Annotated in this window: 26 protein-coding genes; 17 read left to right on the top strand and 9 right to left on the bottom strand. The window is 74.5% G+C overall.

Annotated elements, in window-relative coordinates:
• Positions 1-181: 181 nt before the first annotated feature.
• From OG871_RS06170 to OG871_RS06180, 3 genes are all read right to left on the bottom strand, one after another.
• Positions 182-1,207, bottom strand: a complete 1,026-nt coding sequence (locus OG871_RS06170; protein WP_371494787.1) for a hypothetical protein — start codon at positions 1,205-1,207, stop codon at positions 182-184.
• Positions 1,204-1,563, bottom strand: a complete 360-nt coding sequence (locus OG871_RS06175; protein ID WP_371494789.1) for a PadR family transcriptional regulator — start codon at positions 1,561-1,563, stop codon at positions 1,204-1,206. The genes OG871_RS06170 and OG871_RS06175 overlap by 4 nt, the downstream gene beginning before the upstream one ends.
• A 208-nt stretch (positions 1,564-1,771) precedes the next feature.
• Entirely contained in the window at positions 1,772-2,869 is a 1,098-nt protein-coding gene (locus tag OG871_RS06180; protein ID WP_371494791.1) for a DUF5937 family protein, read from the bottom strand.
• 101 nt (positions 2,870-2,970) lie between these two features.
• On the opposite strand from OG871_RS06180, the gene OG871_RS06185 reads away from it, so the two are divergent.
• The gene (locus OG871_RS06185; RefSeq protein WP_371494793.1) at positions 2,971-4,212 is read left to right on the top strand and encodes an MFS transporter; all 1,242 of its coding nucleotides are present in this window, start codon (positions 2,971-2,973) and stop codon (positions 4,210-4,212) included.
• A gap of 53 nt (positions 4,213-4,265) precedes the next feature.
• Here OG871_RS06185 and OG871_RS06190 read toward each other — a convergent pair whose 3' ends face one another.
• On the bottom strand, positions 4,266-5,123 hold the full coding sequence (locus OG871_RS06190; RefSeq protein ID WP_371494795.1) for a carbon-nitrogen hydrolase family protein: 858 nt from the start codon (positions 5,121-5,123) through the stop codon (positions 4,266-4,268).
• Positions 5,124-5,341: 218 nt separating this feature from the next.
• Between OG871_RS06190 and lepB the strand changes: the two genes are divergently transcribed.
• The 3 genes from lepB (at position 5,342) to OG871_RS06205 (ending at position 8,062) form a co-directional block, all read left to right on the top strand.
• On the top strand, positions 5,342-6,031 hold the full coding sequence (gene lepB / locus OG871_RS06195; RefSeq protein WP_371494797.1) for a signal peptidase I: 690 nt from the start codon (positions 5,342-5,344) through the stop codon (positions 6,029-6,031).
• A gap of 142 nt (positions 6,032-6,173) precedes the next feature.
• Positions 6,174-7,400 (top strand): glycerophosphodiester phosphodiesterase, encoded by a 1,227-nt coding sequence (locus tag OG871_RS06200; protein WP_371494799.1) that lies wholly within the window; start codon positions 6,174-6,176, stop codon positions 7,398-7,400.
• A 125-nt stretch (positions 7,401-7,525) separates the two neighbouring features.
• Entirely contained in the window at positions 7,526-8,062 is a 537-nt protein-coding gene (locus OG871_RS06205; RefSeq protein WP_371494801.1) for a ferritin-like domain-containing protein, read from the top strand.
• Positions 8,063-8,110: 48 nt separating this feature from the next.
• Here the strand turns inward: OG871_RS06205 and OG871_RS06210 are convergent, their stop codons facing one another.
• The 4 genes from OG871_RS06210 to OG871_RS06225 all read right to left on the bottom strand — a co-directional run bounded on the left by OG871_RS06210 (position 8,111) and on the right by OG871_RS06225 (position 11,944).
• Positions 8,111-10,192 carry a SpoIIE family protein phosphatase gene (locus OG871_RS06210; protein ID WP_371503225.1) on the bottom strand — a complete coding sequence of 694 codons (2,082 nt, stop codon included), beginning with the start codon at positions 10,190-10,192 and terminating at the stop codon, positions 8,111-8,113.
• A 226-nt stretch (positions 10,193-10,418) separates the two neighbouring features.
• Positions 10,419-10,604, bottom strand: coding sequence for a hypothetical protein (locus OG871_RS06215; RefSeq protein ID WP_371494804.1), 186 nt, complete (start codon positions 10,602-10,604; stop codon positions 10,419-10,421).
• Between the two features lie 130 nt (positions 10,605-10,734).
• Positions 10,735-10,965 (bottom strand): hypothetical protein, encoded by a 231-nt coding sequence (locus tag OG871_RS06220; protein ID WP_371494807.1) that lies wholly within the window; start codon positions 10,963-10,965, stop codon positions 10,735-10,737.
• Positions 10,966-10,978: 13 nt separating this feature from the next.
• Positions 10,979-11,944, bottom strand: a complete 966-nt coding sequence (locus tag OG871_RS06225; RefSeq protein ID WP_371494809.1) for an SPFH domain-containing protein — start codon at positions 11,942-11,944, stop codon at positions 10,979-10,981.
• Positions 11,945-12,152: 208 nt separating this feature from the next.
• On the opposite strand from OG871_RS06225, the gene OG871_RS06230 reads away from it, so the two are divergent.
• From OG871_RS06230 to OG871_RS06255, 6 genes are all read left to right on the top strand, one after another.
• Positions 12,153-13,073 (top strand): DMT family transporter, encoded by a 921-nt coding sequence (locus OG871_RS06230; RefSeq protein WP_371494810.1) that lies wholly within the window; start codon positions 12,153-12,155, stop codon positions 13,071-13,073.
• Positions 13,074-13,122: 49 nt separating this feature from the next.
• Positions 13,123-13,692, top strand: coding sequence for a TetR/AcrR family transcriptional regulator (locus OG871_RS06235; protein ID WP_371494813.1), 570 nt, complete (start codon positions 13,123-13,125; stop codon positions 13,690-13,692).
• Positions 13,693-13,774: 82 nt separating this feature from the next.
• Positions 13,775-14,848 (top strand): SDR family oxidoreductase, encoded by a 1,074-nt coding sequence (locus tag OG871_RS06240; protein WP_371494815.1) that lies wholly within the window; start codon positions 13,775-13,777, stop codon positions 14,846-14,848.
• A 121-nt stretch (positions 14,849-14,969) separates the two neighbouring features.
• Positions 14,970-15,968, top strand: a complete 999-nt coding sequence (sph, locus tag OG871_RS06245) for a sphingomyelin phosphodiesterase (protein ID WP_371494817.1) — start codon at positions 14,970-14,972, stop codon at positions 15,966-15,968.
• Positions 15,969-16,078: 110 nt separating this feature from the next.
• Positions 16,079-18,385, top strand: a complete 2,307-nt coding sequence (locus OG871_RS06250) for a glycoside hydrolase family 65 protein (protein WP_371494819.1) — start codon at positions 16,079-16,081, stop codon at positions 18,383-18,385.
• Between the two features lie 5 nt (positions 18,386-18,390).
• A complete protein-coding gene (locus tag OG871_RS06255; protein WP_371494820.1) occupies positions 18,391-19,782 on the top strand; it encodes an NADP-dependent succinic semialdehyde dehydrogenase in 1,392 nt (463 codons plus the stop codon).
• A 9-nt stretch (positions 19,783-19,791) separates the two neighbouring features.
• Here the strand turns inward: OG871_RS06255 and OG871_RS06260 are convergent, their stop codons facing one another.
• On the bottom strand, positions 19,792-20,004 hold the full coding sequence (locus OG871_RS06260) for a hypothetical protein (RefSeq protein WP_371494822.1): 213 nt from the start codon (positions 20,002-20,004) through the stop codon (positions 19,792-19,794).
• A 264-nt stretch (positions 20,005-20,268) separates the two neighbouring features.
• Here OG871_RS06260 and OG871_RS06265 point away from each other — a divergent pair, with 264 nt between their 5' ends.
• From OG871_RS06265 to OG871_RS06295, 7 genes are all read left to right on the top strand, one after another.
• Positions 20,269-20,565: a WXG100 family type VII secretion target gene (locus OG871_RS06265; RefSeq protein WP_371494824.1), complete on the top strand. Its 297-nt coding sequence runs from the start codon at positions 20,269-20,271 to the stop codon at positions 20,563-20,565.
• Complete coding sequence (locus tag OG871_RS06270) at positions 20,562-21,860, top strand: putative T7SS-secreted protein (RefSeq protein ID WP_371494825.1); 1,299 nt, start codon at positions 20,562-20,564, stop codon at positions 21,858-21,860. The genes OG871_RS06265 and OG871_RS06270 overlap by 4 nt, the downstream gene beginning before the upstream one ends.
• Positions 21,860-22,555, top strand: a complete 696-nt coding sequence (locus OG871_RS06275) for a hypothetical protein (protein ID WP_371494827.1) — start codon at positions 21,860-21,862, stop codon at positions 22,553-22,555. Before OG871_RS06270 ends, OG871_RS06275 begins: the two co-directional genes overlap by 1 nt.
• Positions 22,552-23,073, top strand: a complete 522-nt coding sequence (locus OG871_RS06280) for a hypothetical protein (RefSeq protein WP_371494828.1) — start codon at positions 22,552-22,554, stop codon at positions 23,071-23,073. The genes OG871_RS06275 and OG871_RS06280 overlap by 4 nt, the downstream gene beginning before the upstream one ends.
• A gap of 38 nt (positions 23,074-23,111) precedes the next feature.
• Positions 23,112-24,029 (top strand): non-homologous end-joining DNA ligase, encoded by a 918-nt coding sequence (ligD, locus tag OG871_RS06285; protein WP_371494830.1) that lies wholly within the window; start codon positions 23,112-23,114, stop codon positions 24,027-24,029.
• A gap of 130 nt (positions 24,030-24,159) precedes the next feature.
• Positions 24,160-24,357, top strand: coding sequence for a YegP family protein (locus tag OG871_RS06290; RefSeq protein ID WP_371494832.1), 198 nt, complete (start codon positions 24,160-24,162; stop codon positions 24,355-24,357).
• A 207-nt stretch (positions 24,358-24,564) separates the two neighbouring features.
• Positions 24,565-25,131: a hypothetical protein gene (locus OG871_RS06295; RefSeq protein WP_371494834.1), complete on the top strand. Its 567-nt coding sequence runs from the start codon at positions 24,565-24,567 to the stop codon at positions 25,129-25,131.
• The last annotated feature ends 11 nt before the right edge of the window (positions 25,132-25,142 follow it).

Consider the following 25,142-nt stretch of genomic DNA (forward strand, 5'->3'; position numbering starts at 1 on the left):
CTCGGGGCCGCTGAATGTGGGGACTGCCCGATCAATCAGCGGTGCAGGTTTCCTGGTCACTTGACCACTGGTGGCCGACGGACCGGCGGCCCTCGAAGACGTGAGGACCGCCAGTCCGCCGGTGCGTCCAGGTCTTGCGGTCCGTGTCGGGCAGACCAGCGCAGTGCCTCGTCACCTCGGGCTACGCAGGTGAATCGGACACTCCCGGTTGAGCTGGTGCGGCGAGGTGGGGTCGCCGACTGGTGCGGCGCAGGATGCCGACGGCGGTGGCCACGGCCAGGAAGGCGAGGACTACGCCGCTGTTGCGGAGCAGGTCGTGGGCGTCGATCGGGGCGCTCCTGTAGAGGGGCGGGGCGACCATGACCGTCCAGGGGAGGACGGCCAGCGCGATACCGCCGGCCCGCAGGCGGTCGGTGTTGGGACTCCCGAGGTGCAGGAGGTAGGCGAGGGTCACCACGAGGGCCGGCCAGGCGGTGGAGGCGTCGAGCGGGACCTGGACGGAGGGCGGGAACACGACGTTGCCGTAGTCGGCGGGCCAGGTGCCGATCCAGAGGACGGCGAGGCCGCTCATCGGCAGCGCGATGGCGAGCGCACAGGCCACCGCCCAGGAACGGCCTCGCGGGGAGACGTCGACGGCGTCGGGCGGTGCGACCAGCACCAGGACACCCATGACGACCCAGAGCCCGAGCAGGTCCGCGTACTGGGTGAACGCCGTACTCGGGTGGAACTGCGCGGCCACGGCGACGCCGATCCGGGCCACGACGGCCACCAGGACGAGGGCTCGGGCCGGAGCCCAGCGGCCGAGGGCGGCGCACAGCAGGGCGAGGACCCAGGGAGCAGTCTGCGCGGCGCTCACCGCGGTCCGGGCGGCGGGGTTCCCCCAGCCCAGGTAGGGGTCGGGCAGGAAGAGTCCGATCAGCAGATGGACCAGGCTCAGGGCCGCCCCGCCGGCCAGCAGGAACGGCGCGGCGCCGGCGATGATCCTGCCTGCGGGGTCGCGCGAGCTGAGCCGGGTGCGCAGCCGCACGGCGTGTGCGGCGAGGGCGGCCCACTCGCGCAGGGTGGTGCGCCGGTCGGCGTGCCGGACGGCTTCGGCGAAGACGGCGGTGATCTCCTCGCCGTGCGCGGCGCGGTACTTGGCCGGGTAGAGGCTGTTCAGGGGGAGCCGTCGCAGCAGGGCGGGAGCGGAGATGCGCGAGTCGGTCATGCCGTCCCCCTGTTCGCCTGGAGCTTCGCCCGGAGGCCGCCGAGGGCGAGCCGACGCTCGGCCTCGGCCACGCCGGCGCGCAGCCGTTCCGTCTCGTTGGTCAGTGTCTCCCGGCCCTGCTCGGTCAGCGCGAAGCTGCGGCGCAGCCGTCCGGACACGACCTCCTCGCGGTCGATCCGGATGAGCCCCTGCTGGAGCAGGCGGTCCAGCGCCGTGTAGAGGGTGCCGGTGAGCAGTTTGGTCCGGCCTTCGGAGATCGCCAGGACTTCCTGGACGATCGCGTAGCCGTGCCGGGGCGTGTCGGCCAGCGCGGTGAGCACGAGACGTGCTGGTTCCTGAAGTTGACGGTCTGCCATATCGCGAGCATAGATCAATGATTTATATATGTCGATGGTTTAGCTATTGAGGTGGCGCAGACCCCGACGGGGACGACACCTGGTGCCGGGACCGCATGGTGCGGGCACCCCGCGATCAGGTCGGCCCCGGTGGCCGCCATGCCGTGCCCACCGGGTCCGGGTTCTCGTCACTCCGCCCGCGGGGACTGACGGTTCGGCCGGGCGGCGGTTACCGCAGCATCGCCTCCAGCAGGTCCGCGCCGAGTCTGGCGCCGGCGGTCAGGTCGAGCTGGTGGAGCAGGTAGCGGCCGCGGCGGCGGGTGGTGAGCAGGCCGGCCCTGCGGAGCACCGCGAGATGGCGGGAGACCTCCGGGGCGGTGAGCTGCCAGGCCGCGGCCAGTTCGCCGGTGGTGTGCGCGCCCCGGGCCATGGTGCGGGCGAGGCGCAGCCGGACGGGGTGGGCGAGCGCCTCCAGGCGCTGCTGGACGAGGGCCAGGGAGACCGGTTCGGGCAGGCCCGGTTCGGCGACCGGGTACTGCATCACCGGCCGTAGGCCGTGGGCGTACACCGCGACCAGGTGCGGGCGGCCGAAGGCGGTGGGGATGAAGGTGATGCCGCCGTGCCCGACCGCGCTGGCGGTGTTGTCCTGCAGTTTGTCGACGACGATGCGCTGCCCGCGCGCTCCGGTGTCCTGGAGGCTGACGGCGGGTGAGATCGCGGCCAGTGCCTCGGCGGGGCCGTGGCGGGCCAGCAGGTCGGCCTTGTGACGGGCGTCGGTGGCCAGGGCGGGCAGGACCTCGCGCCAGGCTTCGGCGAAGAACGCCTGGTCGCAGTCCTCCAGCAGGCGCCGGACCCTGGCCCGGACGGCGGGCGGGTCGCTGAACAGCCGTTCGGCGAAGGCCGCCTGGCGCGGGCCGCGGGCGAGCGCCAGTTCGCGGGCCCGTTCGCGGGCCACCGGGTCGGCCGGCGGCGCGGCCGCCCGGATGGCGAGCCGGGAGGAGCCGCAGGTGGCGATCAGGGCGGCGGACGTGTACTGCTCGTCGTCGAGGCGGTCGACGGCGTCGAGCTCCTGGGCGAGGTTCGCACCGGGTCGGCCGGGCAGCAGGAAGTCGGCGCGGGAGGAGCGCCAGAGGAAGTCGGCCTCCTGGAGCCGTTCGGCCAGTTCGGGGCTGATCGCCGCGGTGGTGGCCGCCGCCCAGCCGTGCAGGTCCGGGTGGTGGGCGGGCTCGGCGAGGACGTGCAGCATGGCGGTCAGTTCGGCGAGCGGCGACGGCGTGAACCGCAGCCGTTCCGGCGGCAGTCCGGTGATGTCGATGGTCAGGCTCACCCGGTCGATCATGCCAGCAGGCCCGTACCGCACCGGCGTGGGTTGACGGATCCGGTCAATCCGCGTGCCCGGCGCCGCGGTGCCGGCACAGGGTCACCGCCATGACGACGATCGAGGAGAGGCCGCTGGCGCCCGGCCCGGGCCGACCGCCCGGCACCCTGCGCTCGCTGGGTGCTGCGGGTGGACGGCGGTACGCGGCGGCGCTGGTGGTGGACGCGGTGGGGGCGGGGCTGCTGCGGCCGTTCCTGCTGCTGTACGGCGTGGGCGTGCTGGGGATGGGGGTGGGACGCGCCGGGCTGGCGCTCTCGCTGGGCATGCTGGCGGGGCTGGCGGTGGTGCCGCTGACCGGCCGGTGGATCGACCGGGGTGCCCGGAGCCTGCCGGTGGCGGCGACCCTCGTGGTCAGGGCGGCCGGTGTGGGGGTGCTGCTGGCGGGGCACGGTGCGGGCGGTTTCACGGTGGCCGCGGTGCTGCTGGGCGTGGGCAGTCAGTCCTGGCCGACCACGCACGCGGCGTTCGTCGCGACGCTGGTGACCGGCCGGGTCCGGGACGCGGCGCTGGCCGCCGGCCGGTCGCTGCGCAATGCCGGGCTCGGCGTCGGGGCGCTGATCGCCACGGTGGTGCTCTCGGGCGGCGCGGGCGCCCTGCGGGTGCTCGCGCTGGTGACGGGCGCGGCCTGTCTGACGGCCGCCGCCCTGGTGGGGTCGATGCGGGTGTCGGCGGCGCGGGTGCCGGCGGCGCGGGTGGCCGGGGCGCGGGTGGCCGGGGCGCAGCCGGACGGCACGGCGTGGCTCGGCGCGTTGAGCGTCGCCAACCTGCCGTACGCGTTCTGCTTCGACGTGCTGGAGGTGGCGCTGCCCGCCCTGCTGGTGACCGGTCTGCACGCCTCGCCCGGGTGGCCGTCCGGGATCTTCGTCGGGAACACCGTGCTGGTGATCACCCTTCAGGTGGCACTGGTGGTCCGGCTGTCCCGGTATCCGCGGCGGACGGTGTTCGGCTGGGCGGGATGGCTGCTGGCGGTCGCGTACCTGGGGTTCTGGGCGGCGGGCGGCCTCGGCGGGACGGCGGGCGCCGCGGCGGTGGCGGGGGTCTCGGTGCTCTACACCGTCGGCGAGATCCTGTACGCGGGGTCGGGGACGGCGCTGGTGGTGGCCTCGGCGCCGCCGCAGCTGCTCGGCCGCGCGCTGGCCCGCTGGGAGCTGTCCACCGGTCTCGGCCGGGCGGCGGCGCCGGCCGCGCTGACGGGGCTGCTGGCGGTCGGGCCGGGCGTGCTGTGGGGCGTCATGGCGGTCGGGACGGCACTGGCGGCACTGGCCGTCCGGCGGCTCGCCCCGGCGCGCTGACGGTGCGTCGGGGCGGGCCGGGGCGTGGCGGGCCGAGGCGGGCCGGGCCGGTGTCAGGCGAGGACGGCGGCCGCGCGCGGGTGGACCGGGGCGCTGAGCGACGGGTCGACCAGGACCGGGTCCTCGGCGCGGGCCCGCGCCAGCACTCCGGGGTCGAGCGTGGCGACGGCCAGGCCGGGGTCGGCGGTGCCCGCGTCGGCCAGCAGGGTGCCGTCCGGGTTCCAGGCGGCGCTGCCGCCGCAGCCGTGGTAGGCGCCGCTGGGCGCACTGTGGTTGGCCAGCAGGGCGTAGCTGGTGTTGTCCAGGGCGCGGGCGGGGAAGACCGTGGCCCGCTGGTGTTCGCCGCTGCCGCGGCCGAGCATCGCTCCGACCAGGTAGGCGTGGGCACCGTCGAGGGCGGCGGCGCGGGCGTGTTCGGGGTAGCCCATGTCCCAGCAGATGCCGAGGCCGAGGCGCCAGGTGTCCAGCGTCAGGGTGCAGCCGCGGGTGCCGGGGGTGAGGCCGGCGGCGCGCTCGTCGGGGGTGACGTGCTGCTTGTCGTACTGGACGGCGAAGCGTCCGTCACGGCCCAGGACCAGGACGGAGATGCGCAGCTCACCCGTGCCGGGGTCCCGGGTGGGGGCGCCGGCGACGACGGCGGTGCGGGTCTCGGCGCAGGCGGCGGCGAGCGGGTCCAGCCGCGGGTCCGCCGGGCTCACCGTGTGGGTGGCGGGGTCGGCGACGATGCCGGCGAGTTCGTACCCGGTGAGGAACAGTTCGGGCAGGACGAGCAGGTCGGCGCCCCGGTCGGCGGCGCGGCGCAGCAGGTCGGCGGCGGTGGCGACGTTGGCGGCGATGTCCAGCGCGGCGCAGCCGGCCTGGCCCGCCGCCACGGTGAGCGGGGCGGCGGGCGGAGCATGAAGATCGTTCATGGCTGCCCAACGTACACCGGGCGGCCGTGCCCGGGCCCGGGGCCCGGACGGGTCTCGGCGGGCCTGGACGGGAACGGGGGCCTGGACGGGCGGGCGGTCCCGAGCGGGCTGCGACTCGGTCCGCGCACCGGCGGGGCTGGGTCGGCGACCGCTCGCAGGCCGTCCGTACGATGTGCCGATCCGACCGGGTGGTCGGGCCGGCGACAGGACGGACGGGCATGGCACAGGCGGCGCAGACAGCTCAACCGGCGCGGACGGCAGCGGGCGGACGGCGGACCGGGATCTGGGCGGCGCTCGCCGTGCTGGCGCTGGGAGTGCTGCTGATGATCGGCGCGGTGGCCGTCGTGTTCGACCACTACCGGGTGAGCCGGGTGGTCGGCACCTCGATGGAGCCCACCCTGCACAAGGGCGACAACCTGGTGCTGGAGGTCGTCGACCCCGGCGAGGTGCGGCGCGGCGACATCGTCATGCTCACCGCGCCCGACCCGATCGGGCCGGGGATGGTGGTCAAGCGGGTGGTCGGGGTGGGCGGTGACGAGCTGTCCAGCGACGCGGCCGGGTACCTGCAGCTGGACGGCCGGACGGTGCCGGAGCCCTATGTCACGGCAACCGACCGGGGCAAGCCGGTCGCGGCCACCAAGGTGCCCGAGGGCCGGCTCTTCCTGCTGGGCGACAACCGGCCCGACTCCCTGGACTCCCGGTACTACGACACCGGGCGCCTGGGGACCGTCGCCGGTACCGACGTGCGGCAGCGCCTGGTCTGGAGCTCGGGCGGCATCGGCACGCTGCCGGCGCCGTTCGTGGTCCTCGTCGCCGGGCTGCTGGTCGGTGCCGCCGGCGCGGTGGGACTGGCGGTCGCGGTGGGGCTGGCGTCCCGCCGCCGCCGGCCCGGGGCAGCCCCGGCCTGACGCGCGCCGACCGGCTTGACGGGTTGTCATGCATTTGGCACCGGTTGGTGACCGGTTCGCCCGCGGTTCACCGGCCGGTGGGGCCGTACGCCCTAGGGTGCGGGACGGAATGCGCCGGGCCCGCCAGCAGGGAGAGCAGCACATGACGAACCGTCCGACCGAGGAGAACTCCTCCCGCCGCTCGTTCCTGCGCGCCACCGGGGCCGTCAGCCTCGGGGTCGCCGCACTGGGCGCCACCGGTGTCACGGAGGCCGCCGCCGAGGACCTCGACAGCGGCCCCGCCGACGCGCGGGCGGCCACCGGCACCCGCCCGCCGGTCCGCACCGGCACCGGGCTCGACCGGCTCCCGCACCCGCTGGTCGTCGCCCACCGCGGCGCCAGCGGCTACCGCCCAGAGCACACCCTCGGCTCGTACGAACTGGCCCTGGAGCTGGGCGCCGACGTCATCGAGCAGGATCTCGTCCCCACCAGGGACGGCCACCTGGTGGTCCGGCACGAGAACAACATCGCGGAGACCACCGACGTCGCCGACCACCCGGAGTTCGCGACCCGCAGGACCACCAGGACGGTCGACGGCGTGGCCCTGACCGGGTGGTTCACCGAGGACTTCACCCTCGCCGAGCTGCGCACCCTGCGCGCCAAGGAGCGGCTGCCGCAGCAGCGCCAGCGCAACACCCTGTACGACGGCCGCTGGCCGATCCCCACCTTCCGCGAGGTCACCGAGTTCGCCGCGCGCCGCTCCCGCACCCTCGGCCGGGACGTCTGGCTGTACGTCGAGACCAAGCACCCCAGCTACTTCCGCTCGATCGGGCTGCCCCTGGAGGAGCGGCTGGCGGACGAGCTGCGCCGGGCCGGCCTGGCGGGCCGTCAGGGCCGGGCGATCCTGCAGTCCTTCGAGCCCAGCAGCCTCCAGCGGCTGGCGAAGCTGGTCGGCAACCCCCGGATCCAGCTGCTGAGCGGCGCCACCACCCGCCCGTACGACTTCGTGCTCGCCGGCGACACCCGGACCGTCGCCGACCTGGTCAAGCCCGACGGGCTGCGCTGGCTGGCCGGCTTCTCGCACGGCCTCGGCCCCACCACCGAGCTGATCGCCCCGACCGACCCCGCCACCGGCCGGCTCACCCGGCCCACCACCCTGGTCGCCGACGCCCACCGGGCCAGGCTGGTGCTGCACCCGTACACCGTCCGCAACGAGAACGGCTTCCTGCCCGCCGACTTCCGCCGCGGCACCGACCCGGCCGCCTACGGCGACGCGATCGGCTGGGCCAAGCGGCTGTACGAGCTGGGCGTGGACGGCTTCTTCACCGACAACAGCGACACCACCGTGCTGGCCCGCGGCGACTTCTGGGCCTCGCAGGGCGTGGGCTGACGCCGCGTCCGGCCGGCCCGCCGCGTACTGCGAACCGGTGTCGCCGGGCGGCGCCACGCATGCGCGGCGGGCCGGCGTGGAAGGCGTGCCGGAGCGAACCGGCCGATCCACGCATGGGAGTACGCATGACCACCGACGACTTCGTCCTCGATGTCAGCAGGATCCGCGAGGAGGCCTTGCGGAAGATGTCCCGGGGCCCGGTCACCGGGACCTACGGTCTGGACACCGAGAAGGTGATCGCCGTCCTCAACGACGTCGTGGCGACCGAGGTGGTGTGCTGGCTGCGCTACACCCGGCACGCGATCTCCGCCACGGGCATCGACCGCTCCCAGGTCGCGGCCGAGTTCACCGAGCACGCCGCCGCGGAGATGCAGCACGCGCTGCGCGCCGCGGAACGCGTCTCGCAGCTCGGCGGGCAGCCCGACTTCGACCCGGCGACGCTCGCCCGGCGCTCCCACACCGACTACACGGCGCCGGACGAGAAGGACCTCAAGGCCATGCTGGAGCACAACCTGCTGGCCGAGCGGATCGTGATCTCGACCTACCAGGAGATCGCCCGCTGGGTCGGGGACCACGACCCGACGACCCGGCGGCTGATCGAGTCGATCCTGGAGGAGGAGGAAGAACACGCGGACGACCTGAGCGACCTGCTCGCGATCTGACGCGGCCCGGACCGGTCGACCGGTGCTCCGAGGTCTGCGGCGGGCCGGTCAGGCGGCCGGTGGCGCGACACGGACCGCGAGGACGGTCACGTCGTCCGAGTGCCGGCGGTTGCGGAGCCGGCCCATCAGACGGTCGCAGAGCTCGGGCAGGGGCGCGGCCACGAGGTCGCGGAGCAGGTCGAGCAGGGAGCGCAGCCCCTCGTCGATGTCCTCCACCCGGCTCTCGACCAGGCCGTCGGTGTACATCACCACCGTGTCACCGGGCCGCAGCCGGGTGGTGAGCGTCCGGTAGTCGCCGCCTCCCACGCCGAGCGGGACCCCCGGTTCGACGTCGAGCAGTTCCGGGCCGCGCCCGGGCCCGAGGACGACCGGCGGCGGGTGGCCCGCGTCGGCCAGCCGCAGTTCGCCGCTGCCCGGGTCGAAGATCCCGTAGAGCGAGGTGGCGATCTGCGGGCCGAGGCCCTCGGTGATCCGGTCGAGGTGGTGCAGCAGCCGGGCCGGCGGCAGCCCCAGCCCGGCCAGGGTGGACGCGGCGGTCCGCAGCCGTCCCATGGTGGTGGCCGCCTCGATGCCGCTGCCCATCACGTCGCCCACGGCCAGCGCCGTCCGGTCCTCGGGCAGCGGGATGACGTCGAACCAGTCGCCGCCCACCTCGTCCGCCTCGTCGGCGGGCTGGTAACGGTAGGCGATCTCCAGCCCCGGGCGGGCGGCGGCGGGGCTGGGCAGCAGCCCGCGCTGCAGGGCCACGGCGGTGTTGCGGGCCCGCTGGTACCAGCGGGCGTTGTCGATGGACACCGCCGCGCGGGCGGCCAGTTCGGTCGCGAGCAGCACGTCGTCCTCGTCGATCGGGTCGGGGTTCTCGGCCCGCTTGAGGTCGAGGACCCCGAGCACCTCGCCCCGGGCGATCAGCGGCACGGCCAGATACGAGTGCACACCCGCCTCCGCGAGCAGGGCTGCCGCCTCGGCACTCCGGGCGATCCGGGGGAGGTCCTCCGGGCCGACCGTCCGCAGATGGACCGGCCGGCCGGTGCGGGCGCACTGCGTCACCAGGCGGTCCTCGCCGTACTCGGCGGCCTCGCCGGGCCGGTCGGCGGCCACCGTCGCGGGGCCGGCCCGGTCGGAGGCCACGGCGAGCGCGCGGAAGCAGGTCGCCCCGGCCGCGACCTCGGAGCGCCGGTGCCCGGGGAGCAGGGCGTCGATGACGTCCACCGCGGCGATGTCCGCGACGACCGGGACGCACAGTTGGGCCAGTTCCTCGGCGGTGTGCTCCAGGTTGAGGGTGGTGCCGATGTTCAGGGAGGCGTCCGCGACCAGTGCGAGCCTGCGGCGGCTGCGTTCGAGTTCGAGGTGCTCCCGGTGGCGCTCGCTCGCGTCGACGACCGAGACGGCCAGGCCGAGCACCGTGCCCTGGGCGTCGTCGAGCCGGTAGAAGGAGGCCGACCAGGCCTGGGGGCCGGACCCGTCGGCCCGGGCCCGCGCGGTCGCCTTCCGGTCGACGACCGGCTGACCGGTGGCGAGCACCTCGGTCGCGGTGGCCCGGAACTCCTCGGGGTCGAGGAACGGCAGCGCGTCGGCGCCGCTGCGCCCGAGGTGCCGGTCCGCGGAGCTGCGGTTCATCGCGGCGAGGGCCGGGTTGACGGCCACACAGCGCAGATCGGTGTCCAGCACGGCGAGGCCGACCGGCGTCTGCGAGACCAGCCGGCCGGACAGCGCCAGGTCCCGTTCCAGCCGGACGGCCGCCGCCCGGTCCGCGACCAGCCCGAGGGCGAACACGCGGCCGTGCTCGTCGCGCAGCCGCATCGCGCGGACCTCCGCCAGCGTGGTGCCGCCGTCCTTGCCCCGGATGGGGAAGCCCCCCGCCCAGTGGCCCTCGCCGCGCATGACCACGTCGAACAGCCGGGCCACCTCGGCGGTGTCGCGGTCCACGGCAAGCAGTTTGATCGCGCTGCGGCCGAGTACGTCCTCGGGGGTGTAGCCGAACAGCCGCTCCGCCTGCGGGCTCCACAGCACGATCCGCCCGCGCTCGTCGATCACCACCGCCGCCACACCGAGCTCGTCGAGGACCGCCAGCGGCCGCCGGGACGCGCCCGGCACCGCCGTCGGCGCCTGCGGTCGGGCCGGCGGCTCCATGGCGACTCTCTCCTCGCGGGCCTCGGCGTGCGCCCCGGGCTTGCGGTGCCCCTTGTCCAACAGCGTGCCGCAGTCGCAGGAGATCCGCCCGCCGTCGACCGGGCGGACCGAGAACGGGCGGACGGGCGGCCCGGGAGCGACGGGCGGGCGCTGCGCCGCTCCCCGCTCGGCAGCCCGGTCGACGTCCCGCACTCCGCACTCCGCAGCTCTGCACGCGTCCGCGCGGTCAGTCCTCGCCCAGCACCGCGTAGGACTCGGCGTCGGCGAGGCGGTCGTGGTCGCTCACGTCGGGGGCGTTCCGGTGTTCGACGGTGCGCTCCGGCCCGTCCCGGCGGTCGGCGAGGCCCTGGCGGGCGGACTGCTGCTCGGCGGTGCGCTGCGCCGCGGGGCTGCGTTCCTGGCAACCGTTCACGGTGTGCTCCTCACTCCTCGGGGACGTACGGCGGGCCTCGCGGCCGCGGGGCCCTCGGCGCACGCGCCTACCCGGGCCGCCCCAGGTCACACGTCGGCCCGCGGGGCGCGCGGACAGGCCGCGGCCGGTCCTACGGGAGGTCGTCCGGGGGCGGCCCGGGCTCGGGGTCCTTCGGTGGCCGCCCGCGGCCGGGGATTCGGGTGACGCCGCCCGGCATCCGGCCGCCCTCGGTGAGTGCCCGGCGGAGCAGGAACTCGATCTGGGCGTTGGTGCTCCGCAGTTCGTCCGCGGCCCAGCGGGCGAGGGCGTCGTGAACGGCCGGGTCGAGTCGCAGCAGGATCTTCTTGCGCTCCGTCGCCACCTGGCTACCTCTCCTACTGGTACAGCGAGCCGGTGTTGACCACGGGCTGGGTGCCGCGATCGCCGCAGAGCACGACCAGGAGGTTGCTGACCATCGCGGCCTTGCGCTCCTCGTCCAGCTCGACGACATTCTCCTCGGCGAGCCTCTCCAGGGCGAGGTTCACCATGCCGACCGCGCCTTCGACGATCAGACGCCGGGCCGCGACGACCGCGCCGGCCTGCTGACGCTGCAACATGACCTGGGCGACCTCGGGTGCGTAGGCGAGGCGGGTGATCCGCGACTCGACCACCCGCACACCCGCGGACGCGACCCGGGCGTCGATCTCGGCGGACAGGGTGCGGGTGATCTCGTCGGCGCTGTCGCGCAGCGACATCTGTCCCTCGGCGTGCGCGTCGTAGGGGTAGCTGTTGGCGATGTGCCGGACGGCGGTCTCGGTCTGGATGGCGACGAACTCGACGTAGTCGTCGACCTCGTAGACGGCCTTGGCAGTGTCCTCGACCTGCCAGACCACGACGGCGGCTATCTGAATCGGGTTGCCGTCCGCGTCGTTGACCTTCGCGGTCTCGGTCTCGTGGTTGCGGATCCGGGTGGAGATCAGGCGACGGCTGGTGAACGGGTTCAGCCAGGTCAGGCCGTCCGCCCGGACGGTGCCGCGGTAGCGGCCGAGCAGCTGCACCACCCTGGCCTGGCCCGGGGCGACCGCGGTGAGGCCGAAGGACGTCACCAGACCGGCCACGAACGCGAGCGGGCCGGCGATGAGGAGGGTGGCGCCGAGCGCGGACGCCTGGTCGGCCTGGATGACGCCGCCCGCGATCGTGAGGCCGATGCCCCCGAAGACCAGGAGCAGGGTCAGGGCGAGCATGGGCAGGCCCGGCGCACCGACGATCACCCGCTCGGTGACCTTGGGTGCGGGCATCTCGACGGCGAAGCCGTCCGAGGCGGCGACGGGAGTGGCGGGGTCGGCTGACTGTGCGGCCATGGCGGGTCTGCTCCTTCGATCCGGTGCGTAGGCACGAAACTAGCATAGTGATATCACTTAAATGCCCGTCGGGGAACGGCCGCGCCCCCAGGACCGTTGCCAGGGGATCCGCCGAGGTGTCGCCGCGCTGCTCCCCGCTCCCGGGCGGCACCGACCGCAGGATGGGGTGAGCGGCCGCGGAGGCCGGAGCCCGCCGCAGGAGGCGCCCGTGCACACCCCCCTCGCCGTGCTGTTCGCCCTGCTCACCACGGGCAGCAACGCGCTCGCCACGGTGCTGCAGCGCAAGGCCGCACAGCGGGTGCCGATGCGCGGCCGGCTCGGGCGCGGCCTGATGGCCGGGCTGGTGCGCCAGCGGGTCTGGCTCGGCGGCATGGCGGCGGTGGGCGCGGCGGCCTGCCTCCAGGCGCTGGCGCTGGCGAACGGGCCACTGTCGGTGGTGCAGCCGGTCTTCGTCCTCGAACTGCCCTTCGCCCTGCTGCTCGCCGCGGCGATCCTGCACCGCCGGCTCCCGCCGGACGTGTGGAAGGCGGCGGGGTTCGTCACGGTCGGCCTGGGGGTGGCCCTCTTCGCGGCCGCCCCCACCCCCGGGGGGACCGAGGCGCCGATGACGCGGTGGCTGGTGGCGCTCGCGTGCTGTCTCGGCGCGGCGGCGGCGCTCACCGCCACCGCCGTGCGGCGCCGACCCGGGGCCGCCCGGGCGGCCTGCCTGGCCCTGGCCGCGGCGCTCTGTTACGCACTGACGGCGGCGCTGCTGAAGTCGGCGGCCCAGACGTGGCAGTCCGACGGGATCGCGGGGTTCTTCTCGGTCTGGCAGACGTACGGCTTCGCGGTGGTCGGCGTCGTTGCCCTGTTCCTGCTGGAGAACGCGCTCCAGTCGGGGCCGCTGACGTTCTCCCAGCCCGCCCTCACGCTGGGCGACGCCTGCACGAGCGTGGCGCTCGGGGTGGCCCTGTTCGGGGAGCGGCTGCGGGGCGGGTGGTGGCTGGTGCCGGAGATCGGCGGGGGCGTGCTGGTCCTGGCGGGGATCGTGCTGCTGAGCCGCTCGGCGGCGGCACGGACGCTGATCACGCCGGACGAGGCGGCGCGGGTCCCGTCCGGCCCGTCCGGCCCGGCCGGCGCCGGACGGTGAGCCCGGGCGCACTGGACACGAATATGTCGACCGGTCTAGTGTTTCCGCCATGGGAGCAAAAGGCGAGGAGACCAGGGCCCGGCTGGTCCGGGCGACCCGGGTGCTGATCGAGGCCCAGGGGTACGCCGGCACGGGGCTGAACCAGATCCTGGCCGAGAGCGGCGCCCCGCGCGGCTCGCTCTACTTCCACTTCCCGGCCGGCAAGGACCAGCTGGTCGGCCAGGCCCTGGCCGAGGCCGGCCGCGAGGTCGGGGTCCTGATCGACAGCATGTGCGGCGGGGAGCTGACGGCCGTCGAGGTGGTCCGCGGCCTGCTGGACCTGTTCGGCGAGCGGATGGAGCAGTCCGGGTACAGCCAGGGCTGCCCGCTGGCCACCGTCGCCCTGGAGGTCGCCGCGGGCAACGAGGGGCTGCGCCGGATCTGCGCGGACGCCTACGGCGGCTGGCAGCGGGCGCTGGCCGACCGGCTGGCGCACGAGGGCCGCGACCGGCCCGCCGCCGAGGCCGCGGCCGAGGCCGCGCTCGCCCTGATCGAGGGCGCCCTGCTGCTCGCCCGGGTGCAGCGCAGCCGTACCCCGCTGGACCGCGCCGCCCGCACCGCCGAGCTCCTCCTGCACTGAATCCCGCAGCCACGGGCCGGGCCCCTCGCGGGCCCACTCCGCCCTCAGAATATGTAGACCGGTCCATCAAAGGAGCCCCACCATGCCCACGCCCCGCACCCTCGTCCTCGGCGCCACCGGCTTTATCGGGCGCTGGCTCGTCCTGGAACTGCTGCGCCACGGCGAGCCGGTCGCCGTCGGCGTCCGGGGTGGCGCCGCCGGGCGCGACGGCGAACTCCGGCGCTGGCTGCGCGAGCACGGCGTCTCGGACTCCGGCCTGACCACCGTGGCCACCGACATCACCCGCCCCGGTCTGGGCCTCTCCCCCGCCGACGACGCGCTGCTCGCCGACGTCCGGGACGTCCACAACCTGGCCGCCGTCTACCGCTTCGGCCTCGGCCGGGAGGAGGCCCGGGCGGCCAACGTCGACGGCGCGGTGCACGCGCTGCACTGGGCCGCCGACCGCCGCGCGCTGCGCCGTCTGGTGCACGTCTCGGGGTACCGGGTCGGCCGCGGCCAGGAGCCCGGCCGCCCGCCCCGCCGCGACCCCTACCGCACGCTCGGCGCGTACGAGGCCTCGAAGGCGGAGGGCGACCGGGCCGTCCGCGCGCTGGCGCCGGGGCTCGGCGTCCCGCTGACGGTGGTCAACCCGGCGGTGGTGATCGGACACTCGCGCACCGGCGAGTCCGGCCAGTACATCGGTCTGGCCCCGATGGTCGAGCAGCTGTGGTCGGGGAACCTTCCGGCCGTACCGGGCAACCGCCGCACCTTCGTCCCGGTGGTGACCGTCGACCACCTCGCCGCCTTCCTCGCGGCGGTGCCCCGGTACGACGAGGAGCCGCTCGCGCTGCACACCGTGCTGGACCCGGACACCCCGTCGCTGCCGGAGCTGATCGCGCTGGTCGCCCACGCGCTGGGCCTCGACGCGCCCCGGCTGACCGTGCCGGTCGGGCTGGTGCGGCGGCTGCCGCGGGCCCTCACCGGCGCGGACCGGGAGTCGCTCTCCTTCCTCTCGGAGGACCGCTACGACACCGCCTCCGCCGACCGGCTGGCCGCCGCGGCCGGGCTGGTGCGGCCGCCGGTCGGCGAGGCGCTCGGCCGGTGGGCGGAACGGTTGGTGACCGACCGGTTCGGGGCCGCGCCGATGTCCGCCACCGCGGGCGCTACTGCCGAGTAGGTCTGTTTCGGCCGAGTTCACCTGATGCTCGACCGGCGTCTTGAAGGACGTGGAACAACGCGAGTTGACTACACAACACCTCGTCGCCCGACGAGCCCCACCCTCACCTCGCGGAGCCTTGATGCCCCTGCCTACCGGCCGTCGCACCCACCGTCTGGCCGCCGCCGTCTGCACGGCGGCGGCGCTGCTCGCCCCGCTGGCCGCCGCCCCCGCGTCCGCGGCGACCACCGAGAGCGCGCCGCTGACCGCCCCGCCGCTCGACGTGCTGACGTACAACGTCTTCCTGATGAGCAAGAGCCTCTACCCGAACTGGGGCCAGGACCACCGCGCCCAGGCGATCGCGACGGCGGACTTCTTCCAGGGCCACGACGTGGTGGTGCTCCAGGAGGACTTCGACAACGCCGCCTCCGACGCGCTCGCCGCCAAGGCCGCCGCGGCGTACCCGTACCAGACCCCGGTGGTCGGCCGTTCCAGGAGCGGCTGGGACGCCACCGGCGGCAGCTACAGCTCGACCACCCCCGAGGACGGCGGCGTCACGCTGTTCAGCAAGTGGCCGATCCTGCGCAAGGAGCAGTACGTGTTCAAGGACGCGTGCGGCGCCGACTGGTGGTCCAACAAGGGCTTCGTGTACGCGGTGCTGAACGTCGACGGGCTGCGCACCCACGTGGTCGGCACCCACCTGCAGTCCACCGACTCGGGCTGCTCCAGCGGCCAGCCGGCCACCGTCCGGGCGGCCCAGCTGAACGCCATGCGGGCCTTCCTGGACGCCAAGCAGATCCCGGCGAACGAGCCGATCGTGCTGGCCGGCGACCTCAACGTCAACTCGCACGACTCGGAGTACCCGGCGCTGCTGGCCAACGGCAACCTGGCCCCCGCCACCCAGCGGACCGGCTGGACGAACTCCTTCGACACGGTCGACAACTCCATCGCCGCCTACCGCTACCCGGGCGAGCCCAAGGAGGACCTGGACTACGTGCTCTACCGGGCCGACCACGCCCGCCCGCAGCAGTACACCAACGAGGTGCACCGCTTCCGCAGCGCGCCGTGGACGGTCAGCAGCTGGGGCACCAGCTACACCTACAGCGACCTCTCGGACCACTACCCGGTGATCGCCGGCTGACGCGGCGCCCCGACCGGCCCCGGGCGGCGCGTCGTACAGGCGCCCGGGGCCGATCCGGGGGAGGGTGGTCGTATGGCCTGTCCGCCGACGACCGCGGGAGGTGCGGTGGAGTGATCATGCACCCCGCGTACCCCGTCGATGCCTGGTGCCTCCGCGAGAGTGCGCTCGACCTCGACGTGCTGGCCCAGAGCGAGTCGCTGTTCGCGCTCTCCAACGGCCACCTCGGCTGGCGCGGCACGCTCGACGAGGGCGAACCGGCCGGTCTGCCGGGCAGCTACCTCAACGGCGTGTTCGAGCCGGTGACGGGGCCCGCCGGGGAGCGGGGCCAGCGGGTGGTGGACGTCCCGGACGGCCGGCTGGTGCGGCTGCTGGTCGACGACGAGCCCTTCGACCTGCGCTACGGCCGGCTGCACAGCCACCGTCGCAGCCTGGACCTGCGCACCGGCGTCCTCGACCGCACGGTCGAGTGGACCGCGCCCTCCGGCCGGACGGTCCGGATCGGCTCCTCGCGGCTGGTCTCGCTCAGCCAGCGGGCGATCGGCGCGCTCGCCTACCGGGTGGAGCCGGTCGACGGGCCCGCCCGGATCGTGCTGCAGTCCGAACTCCTCGCCGCCTCGGACGCCCTGGAGCCCGAGGAGGCCGCCGCCCGGGGCAGCCGGCTGCACCTGCTGCACCGCACCCGCCACGGCGGCCAGCGGATCGCGCTGGCCGCGGAGCACACCGTCACCGGACCCGAGGGCACCGACACCGCCGTCGACCGGAGCCCCGACCTGGCCCGTTTCACCGTGACGGCGTCGCTGCGGGCCGGCCAGGCGCTGCGGCTGGAGAAGCTGGTCGCGCACGGCTGGTCGGCGGTCCGCTCGCGGCATGCCGTCCGCAGCCAGGTCGACGCGGCGCTGGCCCGGGCGGCCGCCACCGGCTGGGCCGCCCTGGCCGCGGAGCAGCGGGACGTGCTGACCAGGTTCTGGCGCCGGGCCGACGTGGAGCTGGAGGGCGACCTGGAGATCCAGCAGGCCGTCCGGTTCGCGCTGTTCCAGCTCTTCCAGGCGGGGGCGCGGGCCGAGCAGCGGGCGATCCCCGCGAAGGGCCTGACCGGTCCGGGCCTCGACGGGCACTGTTTCTGGGACACCGAGACCCATGTGCTGCCGGTGCTCACGTACACCGCTCCGCAGCTGGTCGCGCAGGCGCTGCGCTGGCGGCACAGCACGCTGCCGGCCGCGCGCCGGCGGGCCCGGTGGCTCGGGCTGGAGGGCGCGGCCTTCCCGTGCCGGACGATCGACGGCGAGGCGTGCCCGGCGCACTGGCCGACCGGCGCGGCCGCGTTCCATGTGAACGCCGGGATCGCCGACGCGGTGGTGCACTACACGGCGGCCACCGACGACCTGGTGCTGGACCGCGAGGCCGGTCTCGAACTGCTCGTCCACACCGCCCGGTTGTGGCGCTCGCTCGGCCACCACGACCCGGAGGGGACGTTCCACCTGGACGGGGTGACCGGGCCGGACGAGTACAGCGGCGGCGCGGACGACAACCTGTACACCAACCTGATGGCGCAGCAGAACCTGCGGGCCGCCGCCGACGCGGCCGAGCGCAACGCCGACCTGGCGGTGGCCCTCGGTGTCAGTGACGAGGAGACCGCCGCCTGGCGCGACGCCGCGCTGCACCTGGCGGTGCCGTTCGACGAGCGGCTCGGCGTGCACGAGCAGGCGGCCGGTTTCACCCGGCACGAGCGGTGGGACTTCGCCGCCACCGGGCCCGGCGAGTACCCGCTGCTGCCGCATCACCCGTACTTCCAGGTGCAGCGCCGCCAGGTGGTGCAGCAGCCGGATCTCGTGCTGGCGCTGTACCGGCGCGGTGAGGCCTTCGGGCCGGCCCAGAAGGCCCGGGACTTCGCCTACTACGAGGAGCTGACCGTCCGGGACTCGCCGATCGCGGCCGGGGTCCAGGCGGTGCTGGCGGCCGAGACCGGGCATCTCGACCTCGCGTACGACTACCTGGACGAGACCGCGCTGCTGGACCTGGACGGCACCGTGCACGACCTGCGGGACGGTCTGCGGCTGGCGGCCCTGGCCGGGACCTGGCTGGCCCTGGTGGCCGGGTTCGGCGGGCTGCGGCACCGCGGGGACACCCTCGCGTTCGCGCCCAGGCTGCCCGACCGGCTGGCCGCGCTGGCGTTCACCGTGCAGTTCCAGCGCCGCACGCTGCGGGTGGAGACCACCGCCGCCGAGGCCGTCTACACCCTGTTGGAGGGCGCCGACCTGGAGCTGTGGCACCACGGGGAACCGTTCACCGTGGCCCGGGACGCGCCCGTGCGCCGGCCGGTTCCGCCGCTGCCGGATCAGCCCGCCCCCACCCAGCCGGCCGGCCGCCGGCCCCGCCACCGGCGCCGGTCGGCAGACCGCGCCAGGACCGAGGAGTGACCCCCATGCCCATCGCCACCGTCAACCCGGCCACCGGGGAGACCCTGGAGACCTTCCCGCCGCTGGAGCACGCGGAGCTGGAGGCGCGGCTGGCCCGCGCCGAGGCCGCCTTCGAGGAGTACCGGACCACCGGCTTCGCCGAGCGCGCCGCGCTGCTGCACCGCGCCGCCGACGTGCTGGACGAGGAGCGGGAGTCCATCGCGCGGACGATGACCACCGAGATGGGCAAGCCGATCGGGGCGGCCCGCGCCGAGGCGGCCAAGTGCGCCAAGGCGATGCGCTGGTACGCGGACCGGGCGCAGGGTCTGCTGGCCGACGAGCATCCGGAGCAGGCGGACGTCGAGGACTCGGGCGCCTCGGCCGTGTACGTCCGCTACCGGCCGCTCGGGGTGGTGCTGGCGGTGATGCCGTGGAACTTCCCGCTCTGGCAGGTGGTCAGGTTCGCCGCACCGGCCCTGATGGCGGGCAACGTCGGGCTGCTCAAGCACGCCTCGAACGTGCCGCGGACCGCGCTGTTCCTGGAGGAGCTGTTCGCCCGGGCGGGCTTCCCGGCCGGCTGTTTCCAGACCCTGCTGATCGAGTCGGCCGCGGTGGAGGGCGTGGTCCGGGACCGGCGGGTGGCCGCGGTGACACTGACCGGCAGCGAGGGCGCCGGGCGGGCGGTGGCGGCGACGGCCGGGGACGAGGTGAAGAAGACCGTGCTGGAGCTGGGCGGCAGCGACCCGTTCGTGGTGCTGCCCTCGGCCGACCTGCCGTCGGCCGTGAAGTGGGCGGTGACCGCCCGGGTGCAGAACAACGGACAGTCGTGCATCGCGGCCAAGCGCTTCATCGCGCACGCGGAGGTGTACCCCGCGTTCGCGGCCGCGTTCACCGACCGGATGCGGCAGCTGCGGGTGGGCGACCCGCAGCAGGAGGAGACCGAGGTCGGCCCGCTGGCGACCCGTCAGGGCCGGACGGACCTGGAGGAGCTGGTGCAGGACGCGGTCGACCGGGGCGCGGTGGTGGAGTGCGGCGGGCAGCGGCCCGAAGGCCTGGACGGCGGCTGGTACTACCGGCCGACCGTGCTGAGCGGGGTGACGCCCGAGATGCGGATCCACCACGAGGAGGCGTTCGGACCGGTCGCCACGCTGTACCGGGCGGAGGACCTGGACGAGGCGCTGGTGCTGGCCAACGACTCGCCGTTCGGGCTGAGCTCCAACGTCTGGACCACCGACGCGGCCGAGCAGCAGCGCTGCGTCCGGGACCTGCGGGCGGGCGGGGTGTTCTTCAACGGCATGACCGCCTCCCACCCCGCCTTCCCGTTCGGCGGGGTCAAGCGCTCCGGGTACGGGCGGGAACTGTCCGCGCACGGGATCCGGGAGTTCTGCAACCTGACCACCGTCTGGCTGGGGCGCTGAGCAGCGTGCTCAGGCGGGGCGGCGCTGCTGGTCGAGATGCGGGTGACCGACCATCCAGCCGATCGTCAGCACCACCGTCACCAGCCAGATCGCGCTCGTCACGGCCAGCGCCACCGGGTTGTCCAGCTGGACGACCACGGCCGTCATGCCGATGGCCAGGCCCAGCCAGAACACCACGGCCAGCACCGGGGTGTGGCGCAGCATGGTGGTGAACCGCTTCATCGGGCCCGGCTTCTTATGGGCCGGGCCCCGGGGCCGTCCGGCGTTCTCCGCAACTGTCATCGCGCCCACCTCCAGGATTTCCGGTTCGTCCCTTTGACCACCATAGGTCCACCCGGGTGACGCGGCGTGGCGGGGCGGGGCGGGCCGGCCATGCGTTCCGGTTGTGAAAATCCCATGGAGGCCTCCGGGGGGCCCTCGGAGTTCGAGCCGGTGGGGCCAATAGTCTGTGCCTGGCTCGCTCACGACAGACGGGGAAGGTGTGACATGGGGGACTACTTCCGGGTGGAGGTGGACGATCTGGATCGGCTCCTGCAGCAGCTGAAGCAGAGTCAGGAGGATCTGCGCTCCGCCCTGAACTCGATGCGGGACACCGGACCGAAGACCACCGGCAGCAAGACGCTCGACCACGCGTGCGACGAGTTCCACGACAGCTGGGACGACGCGATCAAGAAGATCGCCGACGGCACCGCGCAGCTGGAGGAGGGGCTCAAGGCGACCCGCAAGGGCTACGCGGAGACCGAGGACGCCATCCGCGACGCCTTCAAGGGGGCGTCGGCATGAGTGAGGACTCGGAGTTCCCCGCGCTGGGCTTCAACCCGGCCCCCGGCCGGGTCGACAGCGTGAACACGCTGGTCTCCCGGCTGAACTCGACCGCCGGCTCGCTGGAGAGCGCGCACCGCACGCTGGTGTCGGTCGGGCATGCGGGCGGCAGCTGGCAGGGCGAGGCCGCCTCGGCCTTCGCGGGCAAGGTCGGCGAGCTGCCCAAGATCATGCAGGACAGCCTGGACGCGGTGAAGTCGGCGGCCGGCCAGCTGGACGGCTGGGGCCGCCAGCTCTCCGGCTACCAGGACACCGCGAAGCGCTACGAGGCCGCCGCCCAGGAGGCCAAGCAGCGGATGGAGGCCGCCGAGGCGCGCAAGTCCGACGCGACCTCCCGGTACAACCAGGCCGCGGACAACCCGGCCTTCTCGCTGGCCGGGCAGTTCTTCACGGACGACCGCTCGCTCGCCGACGCCCAGACGAAGATCAACGCGGCCAAGCAGCAACTGGACAGCGCCAACGACCAGTTGGAGACGGCCTCGCGCGAGCTCTCGCAGATCGAGGACGAGCTGCAGGACATCGTCAAGCAGGCGAAGGAACTGCTGGAGCACCACCAGGACGACGCCGAGAAGGCCGCCAAGGCGCTGCGCAAGGCCAACCAGAACGCGCCGCACACCAGCATCTGGAGCAAGATCGGCGACGGCTTCAAGAAGATCGGCAACTCCATCAAGGAGTGGGCCACCAAGCACGCCGACACCCTGAAGAAGATCGGTGACATCGCCGGCGCCGCCTCCGCCGTGCTCGGCATCGCCGCCCTCGCGACCATGTGGTGCCCGCCGCTGTCCGCCGCCCTCGGCGCCGGTGCGGCCGGCGCCTCGGTGATCGCCGCCGGCGCCCACGGACTCGCCAAGCTCGGTGGCGCCAACGTCAGTTGGACCACCATCGCGCTGGACGGCGTGGGCGCGCTGCCGTTCGTCGGCACCGCCGCCAAGGGCATCAAGGGCGTCAGCATGGGGGTGAAGGCGATCGCCACCGAAGGGAAGATCGCCGCCGCCGTCCCCAAGCTCGCCGAGGCGGGCAGCGCCATCTCCAAGGCCGCCGAGGGCGGCACCCTGATGCACAAGTTCGGCATCGGCCCGCTGCTCACCAAGACCCCGCTGCGCAACCTGCCCGGCATCGCCGAGAGCCTGACCGACGCCGGCAAGCTCAGCGCCCAGTCCTGGTGGTCGCGCGGCATCCAGATCGGTATCAAGGGCGCCGGCCTCGGTATCAACGCGCCCAAGCTCTTCCACGAGTTCGCCCCCGGAGCCGCCTGATGACCACCGCCGAACAGCCCTCCGCCGTCCTCGTCGACGAGCCGGACGACATCCACTGGGAGGTGCCGTACTTCTTCCACTCGCTGGGCGTCGCCATGCCGGAGGAGGAGCGCGCGGCGCACCTCGCCGAGGTGTCCGCCGAGATCTGGTCCGGCGGCACCGCGTACCAGCGCGACACGGTGGCCCAGTGGTACGGCGAGATCGCCGCCGACGCCGCCGAGGACGGCGCGGTGTACTGCGGCCTCAGCCTGATGGGCACCGAGGACGACCGGATCACCTCGGCGACGCTGGTGATCCTCGCCGAGGAGGCGGACACCTCGGACCCGGAGGTGGCGGCCGCCGCGCTGGTCGAGGTGCTCTCGCTGGACCCGGCGCACGAGGTGATCCGCACCGAGGTCAGCTGCGGCCCCGCGGTCCTGGTCCTGTCCGGGATGGTGCTCGACCTGTCGAGCCAGACCGACGGCGCGGGCCCGGCCAGGCTGGAACTGGCCCAGGCCGAGGTGTACATCCCGGTCCCGGGCACCGGCACCCTGGTGGTCATGCGGATCAGCACCCCCTCGCTGCCCGAGTTCCCCGACTACGTGACCATCCTGGCCACGGCGGCGGACAGCGTGCGCTACCGCCGGCCCGGGGAGCCCGAGGCCGCCGAGGTCACCCTGCCGCAGCAGACCAGGATCACGGAGGCCTTCGGGTGAGCACCGTCCACAACCCGCCCCCGGCCGGCCTCGCCGCCGGACCGCTGCCCCGGCGCTCGGCCCTCGGGCTGGCGCTGCAGTTCTGGCTGCAGTGGCTCTGGCTGCTGCCCTGGGGGCTGCTGATCGCGGTCTACTTCATCGGCGCGCTGCTCGGTGCCGGCGGCGACTCGGTCGGGCCGAACATCGTCCGCTCGACGCTCACCCCGCGCCGCTACCGGCTCGAACGCCACGGCACCCCGCAGGACTGGGAGGCCTGGGCCGACGCCGAGCTGCAGCGGGTCGGCGACGCGGCGGTCGCCCGGGAGCGCGAACACCGCGCCCTGAACGCCGAGGGCAAGCGCCGCTACAAGTACCCGGAGGCCGACCCCGTCGTCACGATCAAGAAGCGGTACTACCGGGGCATCGGCGCGACCGGCCTCGCCGCCGTCGCCGCCCGACGGGGCTGGCAGGTCGACTGGGCGAAGACCCGGCCCGACAGCGAGGTCCAGCTGGTCCACCGGGGGCCGCTGGGCGGCTGACCCGGTTGCCCGCGCGGCCGGTCGGGTACGTCTCCCGGGTGGAGATCCACCCCATGCTGGCCACGGCGAGCGACCGGCGCGCGTTCGACGGCGGCTGGCTGCTGGAACGCAAGCTCGACGGCATCCGGGCGCTCGCCCGGCGGGACGCCTCCGGGGTACGGCTGTACTCCCGTACCGGCAAACCGCTGGGCGAGCGCTACCCGGAGCTGGTGGCGGCGCTCGCCGCGCAGCCCGTCCCGGAGTTCACCGTGGACGGCGAGATCGTCGCGCTGGCCGGCGGTGCCACCAGCTTCGCCCGGCTGCAGCAGCGGATGCAGCTGCGCGACCCGCGGGCGGCCGGCGTCGAGGTGACGTACTTCCTCTTCGACCTGCTGCACCTGCTCGGCCACGACACCACCGGCCTGCCGCTGACCGACCGCAAGGAACTGCTGCGCGAGTCGGTGGTCTACGGCGAGCGGCTGCGCTACACCGAACACCGCCGGGCGGACGGCCCGGTCCCGCTCGCCGAGGCCTGTGCCCAGGGCTGGGAGGGCCTGATCGCCAAGCGGGCCGACAGCCGCTACCGGCCGCGGCGCTCCCCCGACTGGCTGAAGCTCAAGTGCGAGGCCGGGCAGGAGCTGGTGGTCGGCGGCTTCACCGACCCGGCGGGCAGCCGGGTCGGCTTCGGCGCGCTGCTGCTCGGCTACCACGAGGGCGGCCTGCTGCGGTACGCCGGGAAGGTCGGCACCGGCTTCGACACCCGCACCCTGCTGGCCCTGCGGGCCGCGCTGGACGCACTGGCCCGCCCCGACACGCCGTTCGGCGAGCCCGTCCCCGAGCGCCGGCCGCACTGGGTGACGCCCCGCCTGGTGGTGCAGGTCGGCTTCACCGAGTGGACCAGGGACGGACGGCTGCGCCAGCCCCGCTTCCTCGGGCTGCGCACGGACCGGCCAGCCGACGAGGTGGTGCGGGAGTGACGGCCGGGTCGGTCCCGCCGCGGGAGGCTCCGGACTCTTCACTCGGACGACCGGTCCGGCATGCCGCCGGCGAGCCGTCGTCCTACCGTGCGTCAGGAGGGGGCCTGACTAACCGAGAGGTGAGATCCCAATGGCAGGGAAGTTCGAGATCTACCAGGACGCCGCGGGAAACCACCGGTTCCGGCTCAAGGCGAGCAACGGGGCCGTCGTGGTGACCAGTGACCCCGAGGAGTCGCTCGAGCAGTGCATGAAGAGCATCGAGTCGATCCGGAAGCTGGCGCCGTACGCGCAGGTCCAGGAGGTCCCGGAGGCTCAGGCGATGGCCTGAGCAGCCCGTACGCCCGGAGTGACCACAGCGGGCCGGCCACCCTCGCGGGGGCCGGCCCGTCGGCGTACCGGGTGATCGGGAAGCTTGCATGGGATCTCCGCGAAAGCCTCACAGCGGGCACCTGTCGACCGCCACAGTGCCATGCGTAGGGTCCATGACACGTCGCGTGAGAAGCACGTGGCACCAGAGGCGATCCGGAAAGCTCATATGGACCACGGCATCCCGCTGAACTACTGCGTACCGTGCCGACGGCACCTGAACGGCGCGTTCTCCTGCCCCGGCTGCGGGGCGGCCGCGAGCGCCGCCGTACCGCTGCCGCAGGCCGAACCGGCCGCCGCGCCCCGGGCGGCCGCCCGGGCCCGGCGGCGGACCGGGCGCGGGCGGCGGATGGTCCTGATCACGGCGGCCGGGCTGGTGATCGGCGGCGCCGGCGTCGTCGCGCTGGCCGCGCCGCAGGACGGCGGACCCGCCGCCCGGCCCGGCAGCACCCCGGGGGCCGACGAGCACCCGGTGGTGGTGATCCCTTCGGCGTCGGTCGCCCCGACCTCGGCCGCACCGAGCCCGACCGGGCCGTCCAAGGCCGGGCGGAGCCCCAAGCCCGGCGGTTCCGCCTCCGGCGCGTCCTCGGCGCCCGCCTCCGCGACCCGTTCCAGCGAGGCCCCGGCTCCCGCGACCCCCGCGCCCACCGGCACGGCGGCGCCCACCAAGGGCCCGTCCAACCCGACGCCCTCGCCCTCCCCCACCTGCAAGCCGTTCCTGTTCTGGTGCACCTGACGTCGGCCTCG

It is taken from the genome of Kitasatospora sp. NBC_00374, from assembly GCF_041434935.1.
GTDB lineage: Bacteria > Actinomycetota > Actinomycetes > Streptomycetales > Streptomycetaceae > Kitasatospora.

Excerpts from the sequence above, each read along its gene's own strand:
- OG871_RS06185 (WP_371494793.1), top strand. The coding sequence starts at position 2,971 with ATGACGACGATCGAGGAGAGGCCGCTGGCGCCCGGCCCGGGCCGACCG.
- OG871_RS06255 (WP_371494820.1), top strand. The coding sequence starts at position 18,391 with ATGCCCATCGCCACCGTCAACCCGGCCACCGGGGAGACCCTGGAGACC.
- sph (WP_371494817.1), top strand. The coding sequence starts at position 14,970 with ATGCCCCTGCCTACCGGCCGTCGCACCCACCGTCTGGCCGCCGCCGTC.
- OG871_RS06275 (WP_371494827.1), top strand. The coding sequence starts at position 21,860 with ATGACCACCGCCGAACAGCCCTCCGCCGTCCTCGTCGACGAGCCGGAC.
- OG871_RS06170 (WP_371494787.1), bottom strand. The coding sequence starts at position 1,207 with ATGACCGACTCGCGCATCTCCGCTCCCGCCCTGCTGCGACGGCTCCCC.
- OG871_RS06205 (WP_371494801.1), top strand. The coding sequence starts at position 7,526 with ATGACCACCGACGACTTCGTCCTCGATGTCAGCAGGATCCGCGAGGAG.
- OG871_RS06295 (WP_371494834.1), top strand. The coding sequence starts at position 24,565 with ATGGACCACGGCATCCCGCTGAACTACTGCGTACCGTGCCGACGGCAC.
- OG871_RS06190 (WP_371494795.1), bottom strand. The coding sequence starts at position 5,123 with ATGAACGATCTTCATGCTCCGCCCGCCGCCCCGCTCACCGTGGCGGCG.
- OG871_RS06290 (WP_371494832.1), top strand. The coding sequence starts at position 24,160 with ATGGCAGGGAAGTTCGAGATCTACCAGGACGCCGCGGGAAACCACCGG.
- OG871_RS06210 (WP_371503225.1), bottom strand. The coding sequence starts at position 10,192 with ATGGAGCCGCCGGCCCGACCGCAGGCGCCGACGGCGGTGCCGGGCGCG.
- OG871_RS06235 (WP_371494813.1), top strand. The coding sequence starts at position 13,123 with ATGGGAGCAAAAGGCGAGGAGACCAGGGCCCGGCTGGTCCGGGCGACC.
- OG871_RS06225 (WP_371494809.1), bottom strand. The coding sequence starts at position 11,944 with ATGGCCGCACAGTCAGCCGACCCCGCCACTCCCGTCGCCGCCTCGGAC.
- OG871_RS06175 (WP_371494789.1), bottom strand. The coding sequence starts at position 1,563 with ATGGCAGACCGTCAACTTCAGGAACCAGCACGTCTCGTGCTCACCGCG.
- lepB (WP_371494797.1), top strand. The coding sequence starts at position 5,342 with ATGGCACAGGCGGCGCAGACAGCTCAACCGGCGCGGACGGCAGCGGGC.
- OG871_RS06265 (WP_371494824.1), top strand. The coding sequence starts at position 20,269 with ATGGGGGACTACTTCCGGGTGGAGGTGGACGATCTGGATCGGCTCCTG.
- OG871_RS06200 (WP_371494799.1), top strand. The coding sequence starts at position 6,174 with ATGACGAACCGTCCGACCGAGGAGAACTCCTCCCGCCGCTCGTTCCTG.
- OG871_RS06270 (WP_371494825.1), top strand. The coding sequence starts at position 20,562 with ATGAGTGAGGACTCGGAGTTCCCCGCGCTGGGCTTCAACCCGGCCCCC.
- OG871_RS06240 (WP_371494815.1), top strand. The coding sequence starts at position 13,775 with ATGCCCACGCCCCGCACCCTCGTCCTCGGCGCCACCGGCTTTATCGGG.
- OG871_RS06260 (WP_371494822.1), bottom strand. The coding sequence starts at position 20,004 with ATGAAGCGGTTCACCACCATGCTGCGCCACACCCCGGTGCTGGCCGTG.